Here is a 13034-nt window from a genome sequence, read left to right as displayed (position 1 = left end):
TGATGAGTGACAAACAAAAAGAAGCCACCTTGCAAATTACAGGTATGACATGTGCAGCGTGTTCTAACCGAATTGAAAAAGGATTAAAAAAAATAGAAGGTGTAAAAGAAGCAAACGTGAATTTGGCTTTGGAAAGATCTACTATCATATTTGATCCGTCTAAAACAAGTCCACAGGTCTTTGAAGAAAAAATCGAAAAGCTTGGGTACGGAGTTGTAAGTGAAAAAGCCGAATTTGCTATTACGGGAATGACGTGCGCCGCTTGTTCGACTCGTATTGAAAAAGGGTTAAACAAATTAGAAGGCGTGACAAAGGCAAGTGTTAACCTTGCTTTAGAAACGGCTTCTGTTGAATACAGCCCTTCTCAAATAGCTCCGCAAGATATAACGCAGCGAGTTGAAAAGCTTGGATACGGAGCAAAGCTAAAGTCGGAAGAAAGCGAAGAAGAGCAAAGCTATAGAGAAAAAGAACTGAGTAAACAAAAAGGAAAGTTCTGGTTCGCATTTATTTTAAGCGTACCGTTATTGTGGGCAATGGTTAGCCATTTTACGTTTACGTCGTTTATTCCTTTACCTCATATGCTAATGAATCCATGGGTTCAGCTCGCTTTAGCTACGCCTGTTCAATTCGTGGTAGGGAAGCAATTTTATGTAGGCGCATTTAAAGCTCTGCGTAACAAAAGCGCCAACATGGATGTTTTAGTAGCACTAGGTACAAGCGCAGCTTATTTCTACAGTCTATACTCTTCTCTTAAATCGCTTGGGTCATCTGCTCATACGAATCAGCTTTACTATGAAACGAGCGCTATATTGATTATGCTGATTCTTTTAGGGAAATTATTTGAAGCAAATGCCAAAGGCCGTTCTTCAGAGGCAATTAAAAAGATGATGGGCTTACAGGCTAAAACGGCCGTTGTCATAAGAGACGGAGCGGAAGTTGAAATTCCAGTGGAAGAAGTCCAAAAAGGCGAAGTTATTTTTATTAAGCCTGGTGAAAAAGTGCCTGTAGACGGAGAGATTATTGACGGGCAATCGGCCTTAGATGAGTCCATGCTGACAGGTGAAAGCGTACCGGTAGATAAAAACATTGGAGATAAAGTAATTGGAGCTACACTTAATAAAAATGGTTTTCTGAAAATAAAAGCTACAAACGTTGGCAGGGAGACGGCGCTTGCGCAAATTATTAAAGTAGTAGAAGAAGCGCAGGGTTCTAAAGCGCCTATTCAGCGATTAGCTGATTATATCTCAGGTATATTCGTGCCAATTGTAGTCGGAATTGCACTTCTTACTTTCTTTGTTTGGTATATCTGGATTGCGCCTGGCGAATTTGCACCGGCTTTAGAGAAGCTTATTGCCGTATTAGTGATTGCATGTCCATGCGCGTTAGGCTTAGCTACTCCAACTTCCATTATGGCTGGGTCGGGCCGCGCAGCAGAATTTGGTATTTTGTTTAAAGGCGGAGAGCATTTAGAAGCAACGCATAAAATCGATACGATTCTTTTAGATAAAACGGGAACTGTTACAAATGGAACCCCAGAGTTAACCGATGTACGTATTGCACAAGGCTACGAAGAAAATGAGCTATTACAGTTAGTTGCATCGGCTGAGCGTTTGTCGGAGCATCCTCTCGCTCAAGCACTCGTAGCAGGTATAAAAAATAAAGGTATGGAGATTCAAGATCCGTTATCTTTTGAAGCTATTCCAGGGTATGGAGTAAAAGCAACTGTACAAGAGCGAGAGCTGTTAGTGGGAACAAGAAAGCTTATGAACCAACATAAAGTAAATATTGATACAGCCTTAGAAGAAATGACAAATTTAGAACGAGACGGAAAAACGGCTATGCTCGTTGCTCTTGACGGAAAATATGCCGGTATGCTTGCTGTTGCAGATACCATTAAAGCGACTTCTAAAGAAGCAGTTTCCAGGTTAAAAGAAATGGGCTTAGAAGTGATGATGATTACAGGTGATAATCGTCAAACAGCTCAGGCTATTGCGATGCAAGCGGGTATTGAGCACGTTATAGCAGAAGTGTTGCCAGAAGGCAAAGCAGAAGAAGTGAAAAAGCTTCAGCAGCAAGGTAAAAAAGTCGCTATGGTAGGAGACGGTATTAATGATGCTCCTGCACTTGCGTTAGCTGATATTGGAATGGCCATCGGAACAGGAACGGATGTAGCGATGGAAGCCGCTGATATTACGCTGATGCGAGGAGACTTGATGAGCATTGCAGATGCGATTGAAATGAGTAGAAAAACAATTTCTAATATTAAGCAAAACTTATTCTGGGCAATGGGCTACAACACGCTTGGTATTCCAATTGCAGCAGTTGGGCTGTTAGCCCCTTGGGTCGCTGGAGCCGCGATGGCCTTTAGTTCTGTGTCGGTTGTATTAAATGCACTGCGATTGCAGAGAGTGAGGCTATAAGATATGAAAAAGTGGATCGTCTCAGCTATTTTGTACGTGCTCGCAGTCATAGCAGTATATGCTATGTTGGCAATATAAACTAAAAAATATTGGAGTCATCGAGTTATTCTCGGTGAAAGTAATCTAAAAACAAAGCTGCTAAAGAATATTCTTTAGCAGCTTTGTTAGGTGCAAGGAATTTTTTTGATTCAATTCATACCCTTTAAGATGAAGGTCTTCTGGATGCTTTTGCTGAGCAATTAGCACATCACGTCCGTCATCCATAATCCAAATGAAATAATGACGGCTAGAACCATCTCCATAGGTAATAGTCATTTTGCAATCGATGCTCCCAGCAGATTCTTCATCCAAGAGAAGTTTCATATGCTGCGCTTTTTTTATACTGTTAGTGAATGAATTCATATCTTGTTCATCAATAAATGTTTTGAGCGTTTTCATTTTAATGGACGTTACTTCTATTTTTTGTACGCTAGATGAGAGAGTGGAGTGTGCGGAAGCAAAAGGCGCTCCCATCACCAAGCTAAACGCAAGTAACAGTGAGGGCAGAGCAAAGCGTATTTTTAGCATGTTTCTTTCCTCCTTTTATTTTTATACTTTTTCCTTGTGGTAAGTGATTCATACGAAGGCCTTTTTTAGGCACAGGAATTTTTCGTGTCCAATTATCTTCATCTTCACAAAATCTGCACAAATTTTGGCTACAATAAAGAAAAGAAGAAGAGTAGGCAAAGATAAATTGTTTCTAATGATTAAATGATTTTTATTTTAAAGTTTATTATGTGGAAAAGAGGGACTGTTATGAAAAAACAGCTATTTATTCTTGGTGCATCTGTCATTATTGGACTAAGCGGATGCGGAAACGATTCTAGTCATGAAAAGCCTTCAGCTGACAAAAACGAATCTATGCACGATCACTCAGAGATGAATCACTCTAGTTCAGGAGAGGTTCCAAAAGGATTAAAAAAAGCAGAGAATCCAACATATAAAGTTGGAGATAAAGCCGTTATAAAAGCAGATCATATGAAAGGCATGAACGGGGCTGAAGCAACCATTGTCGGTGCTTACGACACTACGGCCTATACCGTTTCGTATACGCCAAAGACTGGCGGAAAAAAAGTGAAAAATCATAAGTGGGTTATTCAAGAAGAAATAAAAGATGCGGGTAACGAGCAGTTAAAGGCAGGTAGCGAAGCAACGCTTGAAGCAGATCATATGAAAGGTATGAAAGGGGCAAAAGCAACGATTGATTCAGCCGAAAAAACAACGGTATACATGGTAGACTACGCACCGACTACAGGCGGAGAGAAAGTAAAAAATCACAAGTGGGTAACCGAAAGTGAACTTTCAGCCAAATAGACTGTTAGCGAAAAAAGAGGCTGGTACAAAAGTATTTTAGGTAAAAAAGGTCCGAACGATGAATCAAGATTCTTGATTGAGAATCCAACTCGTTCGGATTTTTTCATTGTTATGGTGAACGGAGGTTTCATGTAGGTGGTGGCTTCTAGCTGTAGTTTGGATTGATTTAGTTATGACTCAATCTCTTTTTGTTTTATGTTTTATCATGAGGAATTTCTTACATGGTGGATGAAGAAAACGCATGTTTCTTTCAAAAGAAGTTGTGGTATTAAGTAGAATGCTACGGTAATAAAACGAACAAACTACTGATGAAAGGAGCTAGCTATGAGTGAACATTCAGTAAAGCGAACAGGACGTACACGATGGTTTATTTCATCTTTGTTAAGCAGTATGATTATTTTAAATTATTTTGATCGTGTAGCGGTGTCAGTGGCCGCTCCTGCAATACAAGATGCATTTCACTTAACGGGAACAGAGCTCGGAATTGTCTTTTCTATTTATACGTATTCTTATACGATCATGCAAATACCTGCGGGAAGCTTACTTGATCGGTTCGGAGTAGCATGGGTAACAAGAGTGGGTATGGTAATTTGGAGTTTATTAACGATGTCGATGGCATTTTTGCAAGGAAAACTTCTTCTCTATATCGTCCGGTTTTTAATAGGAATAATGAGTGCTTCAGCTTTTCCAGCAGCATCAAAAGCTACGTCTCTATGGTTTCCTCCAAACGAAAGAAGCTTACCAAATTCTTTGTTTGATTCAGCGGCCAAATTTTCAAATGTACTTGGCGCGCCTCTTGTAGCGTTTCTCATCACCAAATTTGATTGGCGCACAGCATTTTTATCCATTGGAATTATAAACGTGCTGTTTACGCTGCTTTTTTGGTTTTATTACGAAAAACCAGAAAAGCACAGACGCATATCAGATGATGAGTTGAAGTATATTCAAGAAAATAATTTAAATGCGAACGATGAACAAACATCAAAATTTTTACATACCTTAAAAGTATTATTTACGAATCGAAAAGTTTGGGGGCTGATGATTGGGTTTACAGGCTATGGATATACGTTTAATTTACTGTTAACGTGGCTGCCAACTTTTTTAAAAGAGAAATACGGTATGGATATCATGTCATCGGGTCTGCTTACGGCAGTACCTTGGCTAATTGCTACATTTGCTGGCATTTTAGTTGGCGGTTGGCTTGTTGATTACCTCATAAAAAAAGGATATAACAGTCAAAAAGTATATCGCACGATCATTGTTGTAGGATTATGCTTAGGGTTTGTTTTTTTAGGCTCTATTTTCACCAATAGTGTTGTAGTAGCGATGATTTGTATCTCGATTGGACTGGCAGGTATATCTGCAACGGCACCAATCGGCTGGTCAATTTCTGCTGAAATTGCGCCTGCAGGCTCTATTTCTCTGCTCAGTTCTATTGTTAATTTAGCTAATAATTTGTTTGGTGGAATTATAGCTACAGCTTTAACGGGATATCTTTTGGATAAAACCGGTTCTTTTAATCTAAGCTTTATTGTAGCGGGAATTGTGCTGTTGCTAGGCTTAATTTTTTATATTTATGTGCTGGGAGATATTAAACAAATTAAAATTCCAAAAAACCAACGTACGAAGTAAAACCCCATGACTCGCTATGGGGTTTTACTTTTGATTATAAATAACGACCTTGCTTGTGCGTTTAGTGATGTGAGAAACGCTATTAAGAAGAGAAACAAGGTGAATTTGTTTGAAACATATGATAGGGACTTGTTTTAAAATAGCATTGTTGGTATAGCATGTTCTTAAAAAGGTTAAGATGGTTTTTATGAAGAAATTCTGTGGCTATTTTTGTGATGTCAGCAGAAGTAGATATGAACCGCAATATAAAAAATAGAAAGGCAGAGGAACATGAATCATAAAGAAAGTGAAAACAATACTGAGTTAAATCAAAGTCATCTGTTAAAGGAGCCTCAGCGCATAGAATTATCTAAGTATCAAATTTTAAAGGCACTAATACCTGTTATTATACTTGGGATTGTCGTTTTAGTTGCCGTATTACAAAACGATGGTCTTCTTAATTGGATTTAGGCATGCAATAAAAAGAAACTGCATATAGTGTAATTCAAATCGCTTGTACACAGTAGAGGGAAAGAGGGATATACATGCCAAGAGTAACCGTTTTAGGATACGGAAGTTTTGAAGTGGCAAAAGGAGAAAAGCTTGTCTTGGCACTCGAAGACAACGGTATAAATATTCTTCATCGATGCGGCGGGAAAGCTAAATGCACGACTTGCAGGGTAGAAGTGCTTGAAGGCGAATATTGTGATTTAACACACGCAGAGAAAAATGCATACTCAGAAAGTTCAATTGAAGATCACTTGCGCTTATCATGCCAAATTCGTGTAAATGAAGATATCACCGTTCGGCCAATACTAACGGTAGAGAACTCAGGACGAGAAGCAGGACCTCGACCCGCAGAGTAGTCCTGTGATCTCAAAAAGCAGCGTGTGGAATGTTCAGTATGCTGCTTTTTTCATTTTTATTAAAAAATAACAAGAACAGCTGTGGGGAGAAAAAGCTGTTCTTGTTCAAGTAAAATACCTATGGAATGATTCTTTTAAATTTTAGCATTCTGTAAGAGAAGTAGTAAATCACTCAAAAGAGTGATTATGAAGGCTTTTTTCGAACCGTTATTTGTAACTAGGTTTAATTGGATCCTTCAATCACATCTCCATTTTTGTAAATGTGATACCACCCTATGGTACCTGATCCGCCTTGATCCATCCAGTCTTTGTTTTTTGCTACGAATCTGTAGTAAGCTTTATCGTTGTTATCTTTCCGTAAGCGGTCGTCTGTACTGAAGACAATGTTGTCACCGAGTTCTTTTTTACCGAATGTAATAGCTGTGCTGACAGGAAATTGCTTTCTTTCTACCTTGTTCTCATCTAAAACTGCCCATGTTAAGGGGCCAACAATACCATCTGGAGACAAGCTGTGATCGGTTTGAAATTCTTTTACTACGTTTTGTGTTTGCGTACCGAAAATTCCATCAACTGATGTGTTATACTTCACATCTTTTAAGCTTTGCTGTAAGTCCTTTACGTAGCTAGAGTGAGAACCTTTACGAAGCGTAGGCCTTGTTTCTGCTTTAGTTTCAATTTTTTGTGAGTAGGTATCTTTAGCAGCTGCTTCAGTAGTTGGAGTGCTGAATGCTACGCATGTTGTTACAAGGGTGAGAGTAGAAAGCATGACAAGTGTTTTTTTCGTTAACATGAAATAACCTCCTTGTTTTTAGCAACTATTTGTCGCTTTTCATGAGTTTTATAACTAATCAGTAGCTATAAAGTCAATTTATTATAGCGCAAACAGTTTTCTCTTTGTTTTTATATTCCTATGATTATATAAGATAGTCATAAAAAACTAGTGAAGTAGATAAATTGTTCTATGCTTTCACTATAATTTCACTTTTCTCTGATACAGTACGGAATGAAAAATAGCAGGTGGAGTGTCTTGCTGTATAGCACTCACAATAAACGAATGAAAAGACTGCAAAGAATTTAGACCTCTTTGCAGTCTCTTCATGTTCAAAAGCCCTGCGTTCAAATAATAACTAGAAAGGAATTATGTGATGTCAGCTCTGTATTCCCAGCATATAAGGAATCTTTTTTCGAAGCAAAAGTTTAATAAATTATCACGTAAACAAATCTTTCTCTATATACTAGGAATTTGCTGTTTGTGTATAGCGCTAATAGTAACAAACCACAATTATTCGCTTTATAAAAAACCGATAGCGGAGGTAGTGAAGACGAATGTTGTAGAACAAAATAAATCTACTGATTTAAATCACAACAAAGATACCGTATATTATCAAAAAATTGTTGCTAAAATCATGAACGGAAAATACAAAGGGAAGCTTATTCATTTAGAGAATACGTACTCATACTCAGGTGCTTATGATCAAAAGTACACTGTCGGAACAGATCTTTTTGTCTCCTTAGAAAAGAATTCACAGCATACTTTAAGCGGCACGATTGAAGGAGTGAAGCGGGACACGCAGGTTACCGCCGTCGCGGGTTTATTTATATTAATTTTGCTGGCGATTGGAAAAAAACAAGGTTTTTATTCAATCATTAGCTTACTTATTAATATTGTCCTTTTAATCGGGGCTCTCAATGTATATTTAGCACTAGGGAATGTGAGCTTGCTCGCTGTATGTATTGTTGCGGTCGTTCTTTTTACGGTTATTTCTTTGTTATTAGTAAGCGGTAATCAAGAAAAAACGCATGTAGCAATCATTTCAACTTTAATAGGTACGTTTGTTTCTCTGTTAATTGCATACATAGTCATGCAGCTAACAGATTCGAACGGTCTTCATTATGAAGGAATGGAGTTTGTAACAATTCCTCCACAAAAAATATTTATGAGTGAGGTATTAATAGGATCTTTAGGAGCTGTCATGGATGTAGCCATTACCATTACTTCTTCTGTTTATGAACTATATGAAAAGAATAAAGAGATAGCGCACAAAGACTTACTAAAATCGGGCAAGGAAATTGGCGGAGACATCATGGGAGCCATGACGAATATTTTATTTTTTTCATATATAAGTGGAACAATTCCAATGGTCCTTCTTTATTTAAAGAACGGTTCTCCTTTAGGATACACGTTTTCAATGAATTTCTCGTTAGAGTTAATCCGTGCTCTTACTGGCAGCATTGGCATTGTGCTAACGATTCCAATTACACTCTATCTTTCGATTCTTTTTATTTTTAGGAAGGGGAACAGAAAGTGAACGTTTTACTGTTGCTAGCTCTTATTTTATTTATTCTGATGAGTATGGTAGGCGGAAAAAAAGGAATTAGATCTTTCCTTGCTTTGTTCTTGAATTTTGGCGTTATTTTTCTAACCATTCTCTTTATGCTGTCTATAAAAAATACGATTATTGTTACAGTGATCGCTTGTACAATCATTAGCTGCATTAATTTATTTTATATTAATAAATTCAATCATAAAACGCTTGCTGCGTTTGTTTCAACGATTATTACCTTAGCCGTTTTAGTACTTTTTATTTTTATCATTGAACATCATGCCATGATTCAAGGGTTTGGAGAAGAACAAGAAGAAGAAATTAACGCTTTTTCACTTTACGTTGGAATTGACTTTGCTAAAATAGCCATTTGTACAATTATTATGGGAGCCATAGGAGCGATCATTGATATTTCGCTATCTATTTCGTCTTCTATGAATGAGTTATTTGTTCATGATCCGTCCGTAACTAAAAAAAAACTCTTCAATTCTGGTTTGAAAATCGGAAGAGATATTTTGGGCACCACAACCAATACACTGTATTTTGCCTTTGTAGGCGGGTATTTGACGTTAATTATCTGGTTTAAGAGATTGTCGTATTCGTTTGGAGACATTATCAATTCAAAAACCTTTTGTGCAGAAGTCATTTCTATTTTAAGCGGAGGCATTGGTGTAGCCATTATTATTCCGATTACTTCTTGGATTAGCGCTTCTATTTTCTTGCAAAAAAGAGAAAAAGGGAAGCAGTACAAGGAAATAAAGTAGAGAAGCGTATGGACAAATAAAAACAGAAAATCATAAGAAACTGCCCCTCCAATGGTTAACCACTGGAGGGGCAGTTCAAATTAACCTCGGCCTATTTGTGGAATTTTGAGAGGAAACTAGGTGGAGGATGGGAGTTGTAATAGCATTAAGGATTACATTCTGTTTTTCTTACTGATAGATAATACGAAAAGGCCAAGAAGCTGAATTTACAGGAGAAGCAGCTTTTACAAGGACCGTCTCACCATTAGCTGGAAGCAGATTCTTAAAAGCATAAATTCTACGTTCACCTCTTGGAGATCCACGTCCTCGAGAGGTCTTTTGAGGTATAATATTTCGTTCATTTTTTGGATCGAGTATCCAATGTGCGTACCAAATCTGCCGTAAAAATTGTCTATTTGTACTTTGTGGACGTTCATCAAATATACAGTGATTCACTTGGCCTGTCCAATATAGATATCGCCCGTTTCCTATATGCCATTCATCTCCTATCCGATATCTGATTCCTACACATTCACCAGGATAGATAATATCACGGATATTATAATGATTCTCTCTTTGACAGCTAGGGTCACTATATTGCGTATAAGGCGTAACTTCTACTTTTTCTAACTGATTTTTTCTAAAATACAAATATTGCTGCGTGACTTGCCCTGTCGTTCGGTTTACGGCTCGGTGGCTAAGAAGAATACCATTATAAGTCTGTAACTTTGTGTTATCGATGCTTCTTGTAACCGTTAAGGTACCAGCATTTGAGCTTATGACGCCGCCTACTAATCTTCCATTATGAACACAGTACCCGTTTCTGCATGATGCACCGGCATTAGCTCGATATAGAACTCCTACGCATGTCCCACTATTAATTAAAGTCAATTATATTCACCTCGCATTCTAACTTGTTTTATAGAAACAGCTTTCGAAAGTGCTCTTCGGTTGAAATTCTTTCTATAGATCATCCGGGCCGTATCGATAGGAAGGCTGTGTTTGAATAAAGTAGCCATTTCGCACTTGAGCCACCCAGTTTTGAAATATTTCTCTCCATTCAACACGGTTAAAAAACTCATCAAGCGGTTTTGTAGAATCCCATTCAATAATAAAGAACGGAACTACTGCTGGATTCCAAACGCCTATACTGTTGACACCTGATTCTTTGATAAGAAGTAAAGGCAGGCCTCGTTGGTAACCCATGCTTGGCTCTATTTGTAAAAACGGAGCACCTTCCCATGATGGTGGCGGAGGTGTACCGCCGGGAATATTCGTCATGGTATAATTGGCGAAGACTTGCTGCATATTCACCGCGATCAACCCATAGCTAGAGAGTATCATTCGGCGAACGCTTGTTATTGTTTTATTAGGATATTGCTCTGTATCAGGCAGTGTACGAGGGAAAAGAAGAGCACGTTCAATTTCATCAATTAAACGATTAAGAAATCTTGTTTGAGTAGTATTAAGCATAGAAGGGTGGCTGAGGAATACAGGGATTTTAAAAGCTCTGTCGGCTGTATTTTTCAAAGGGATTTTAGGAGAAGCAGAGGGGGATACTTTATTGTCTCTAAGAGAGTAAGGCTTGTCTACATAATATTTACCATCTTGAGGATTATAATAGGAATAATGTTTTTTTATCATAATCATCCTTTCTTATTTTTCTCTATATTTTATGCGGATCGACAAAATAAGTATGTATGTTTGTCCAAGGACATTAGGAGCATTTTTACGAGAAAATATACCTATAGTATTATGTGCTAGATTTTGTTTAGATTAGTAGGGAAAAAATAACTTCTTTAAATCCTTAGACAACTACTAAATCACTTTTAGTTTACTAAAAAATTGTAAAACATTTAGAAATCAATTATAGTAATGAGCATTAATACATAAGCACATTATTATCTATCAACTGAAAGGGAGTAGGAGGTATTCATTAATGAGCACAAAATCTATAGATAGTATTGAAAAGGCAGCCCAAATCTTAAAATTATTGGGAGATAAAACAAGGCTTTCAATGGTGAAATTAATAGAGAACAATGAATGCTGTGTGTGTGAGTTCGTAGATATCTATCAAGCTAGCCAACCTTCAATTAGTCAGCATTTACGAAAATTAAGAGATGCTGAGCTTGTGAAGGAAAGAAGAAAAGGGCAATGGGTTTTTTATTCTCTTAATAAAGAAAGCCAGTACTATGAGTTTGTTCTGGGCATACTTGAATCTGTACCAAGTCAGGACGAACGTTTAAAAGAGCTGGAAAAGCAAGGACTGCGTATTAGTTGTTGTGAATAATTGGAGGTTTAAAAAGTGGCATCAGTTGTACTAGCATCATTGATTTTTTTAGTAACATTAATTTTTGTTATTTGGCAGCCGAAAAATTTATCAATCGGCTGGTCGGCTTGCGGGGGAGCTATGATTGCTTTACTGGCAGGCGTTGTTGATTTTCAAGATGTTCTTGAGGTAACCAGCATTGTGTGGAATGCGACTCTTACGTTTATTGCTATTATTATTATTTCTTTAATTTTAGATGAAATTGGTTTCTTTGAATGGGCAGCGCTTCATATGGCTAGAGCTGCAGGAGGTAATGGCGTGCGAATGTTTGTTTATGTGTCTCTTCTTGGAGCCGTTGTAGCAGCGCTATTTGCTAATGACGGAGCAGCGCTGATTTTAACACCCATTGTACTAGCCATGGTTCGGGCATTAAAGTTCGACGATAAAATGGTTTTTCCGTTTATTATCGCAAGTGGATTTATTGCAGATACAACGTCGCTGCCCCTAGTTGTTAGTAACTTAGTAAATATCGTATCAGCCGACTTCTTTGGTATTAGCTTTTCTGAATTTGCATCACGCATGATTGTTCCAGATTTGGTGTCTCTCTTTGCAAGTATTATGGTCTTATATCTGTATTTCCGCAAAAGGATTCCTAAGAAATACAATGTAGCAGATTTGCAGAAGCCAGTGGATGCCATTAAAGATGAAAAGATGTTTCGGTTATCCGGAATTGTCTTAGTTTTGTTAGTGCTAGGCTATTTAATTGGAGAATTCTTTAGCGTCCCTGTTTCGATTATTGCAGGCGTTATTGCTATTCTGTTTTTGATGATGGCTAAAAAAAGCCGAGCGGTTCATACAAAAAAAGTGTTACAGGGAGCTCCATGGGCGATTGTCTTTTTCTCTATCGGCATGTATGTCGTTGTATACGGCTTGCGTAATGCTGGTTTAACAGAAATTCTGGCTGATGTGATCCAAGCAACAGCCAGCCATGGACTGTTTGCAGCAACAATTGGCATGGGATTCACTGCGGCTATTCTTTCATCGATTATGAACAATATGCCAACCGTTATGATTGATGCACTAGCAATCGATGCAACACATGCAGCTGGAACAATCAAGGAAGCGTTGATTTATGCAAACGTCATTGGATCGGATTTAGGTCCGAAAATTACCCCGATTGGTTCTTTAGCGACGCTTTTATGGCTTCATGTTCTTTCAACCAAAGGCGTGAAGATTTCATGGGGAACGTATCTTAAAACAGGTATTATCTTAACGATTCCGACATTGTTTATTACGCTTGTTGGTTTGTATATTTGGTTATCAATTATTTCATAACACGTCCTAAAGGAGGTTTGTTTTAGTTGATATGATAATGGCTGTTGCCAGAAAAATTCAGATGTGTATCAAAGCTGTAGAAAATGATCTACAGCTTTTTTATTGAAAAAGTA

General features: G+C 37.8%; 13 protein-coding genes. 9 read left to right on the top strand and 4 right to left on the bottom strand.

Translation table 11 applies throughout. The features are described 5' to 3' along the window. The first annotated feature begins 2 nt into the window (after positions 1–2). Positions 3–2420 (top strand): heavy metal translocating P-type ATPase, encoded by a 2418-nt coding sequence (locus AC2YJL_RS14670; protein WP_487374789.1) that lies wholly within the window; start codon positions 3–5, stop codon positions 2418–2420. 138 nt (positions 2421–2558) lie between these two features. On the opposite strand, the gene AC2YJL_RS14665 is transcribed toward AC2YJL_RS14670, so the two are convergent. Next, the gene (locus AC2YJL_RS14665; RefSeq protein ID WP_195694445.1) at positions 2559–2987 is read right to left on the bottom strand and encodes a hypothetical protein; all 429 of its coding nucleotides are present in this window, start codon (positions 2985–2987) and stop codon (positions 2559–2561) included. A gap of 228 nt (positions 2988–3215) precedes the next feature. On the opposite strand from AC2YJL_RS14665, the gene AC2YJL_RS14660 reads away from it, so the two are divergent. From AC2YJL_RS14660 to AC2YJL_RS14645, 4 genes are all read left to right on the top strand, one after another. Next, positions 3216–3773 carry a YdhK family protein gene (locus tag AC2YJL_RS14660; protein WP_230932437.1) on the top strand — a complete coding sequence of 186 codons (558 nt, stop codon included), beginning with the start codon at positions 3216–3218 and terminating at the stop codon, positions 3771–3773. A 324-nt stretch (positions 3774–4097) separates the two neighbouring features. Continuing rightward, positions 4098–5405, top strand: a complete 1308-nt coding sequence (locus tag AC2YJL_RS14655; RefSeq protein WP_217599437.1) for an MFS transporter — start codon at positions 4098–4100, stop codon at positions 5403–5405. 270 nt (positions 5406–5675) lie between these two features. Then, the gene (locus AC2YJL_RS14650) at positions 5676–5855 is read left to right on the top strand and encodes a hypothetical protein (protein WP_013082801.1); all 180 of its coding nucleotides are present in this window, start codon (positions 5676–5678) and stop codon (positions 5853–5855) included. A gap of 74 nt (positions 5856–5929) precedes the next feature. Next, positions 5930–6250 carry a 2Fe-2S iron-sulfur cluster-binding protein gene (locus AC2YJL_RS14645; RefSeq protein WP_251567896.1) on the top strand — a complete coding sequence of 107 codons (321 nt, stop codon included), beginning with the start codon at positions 5930–5932 and terminating at the stop codon, positions 6248–6250. A gap of 223 nt (positions 6251–6473) precedes the next feature. Here the strand turns inward: AC2YJL_RS14645 and AC2YJL_RS14640 are convergent, their stop codons facing one another. After that, positions 6474–7040, bottom strand: coding sequence for a peptidoglycan-binding domain-containing protein (locus tag AC2YJL_RS14640; RefSeq protein ID WP_251567899.1), 567 nt, complete (start codon positions 7038–7040; stop codon positions 6474–6476). A 355-nt stretch (positions 7041–7395) separates the two neighbouring features. Here AC2YJL_RS14640 and AC2YJL_RS14635 point away from each other — a divergent pair, with 355 nt between their 5' ends. Both AC2YJL_RS14635 and AC2YJL_RS14630 read left to right on the top strand, forming a co-directional pair. Continuing rightward, the gene (locus AC2YJL_RS14635) at positions 7396–8559 is read left to right on the top strand and encodes a YibE/F family protein (protein ID WP_285852703.1); all 1164 of its coding nucleotides are present in this window, start codon (positions 7396–7398) and stop codon (positions 8557–8559) included. Then, entirely contained in the window at positions 8556–9338 is a 783-nt protein-coding gene (locus AC2YJL_RS14630) for a YibE/F family protein (RefSeq protein WP_251567903.1), read from the top strand. Before AC2YJL_RS14635 ends, AC2YJL_RS14630 begins: the two co-directional genes overlap by 4 nt. Before the next feature lie 168 nt (positions 9339–9506). Here AC2YJL_RS14630 and AC2YJL_RS14625 read toward each other — a convergent pair whose 3' ends face one another. Both AC2YJL_RS14625 and AC2YJL_RS14620 read right to left on the bottom strand, forming a co-directional pair. Further along, complete coding sequence (locus AC2YJL_RS14625) at positions 9507–10208, bottom strand: hypothetical protein (RefSeq protein WP_195694433.1); 702 nt, start codon at positions 10206–10208, stop codon at positions 9507–9509. Between the two features lie 72 nt (positions 10209–10280). Then, positions 10281–10790, bottom strand: a complete 510-nt coding sequence (locus tag AC2YJL_RS14620; protein WP_034276068.1) for a hypothetical protein — start codon at positions 10788–10790, stop codon at positions 10281–10283. 466 nt (positions 10791–11256) lie between these two features. Between AC2YJL_RS14620 and AC2YJL_RS14615 the strand changes: the two genes are divergently transcribed. Together AC2YJL_RS14615 and AC2YJL_RS14610 are read left to right on the top strand one after the other, a co-directional pair. After that, a complete protein-coding gene (locus tag AC2YJL_RS14615; RefSeq protein WP_013056623.1) occupies positions 11257–11607 on the top strand; it encodes an ArsR/SmtB family transcription factor in 351 nt (116 codons plus the stop codon). Positions 11608–11622: 15 nt separating this feature from the next. Next, a complete protein-coding gene (locus tag AC2YJL_RS14610) occupies positions 11623–12921 on the top strand; it encodes an arsenic transporter (protein WP_251567905.1) in 1299 nt (432 codons plus the stop codon). Positions 12922–13034 lie beyond the last annotated feature (113 nt).

Source organism: Priestia sp. SRI_019, from assembly GCF_057586255.1.
This window is presented reverse-complemented; position numbering and strand designations above follow the sequence as displayed.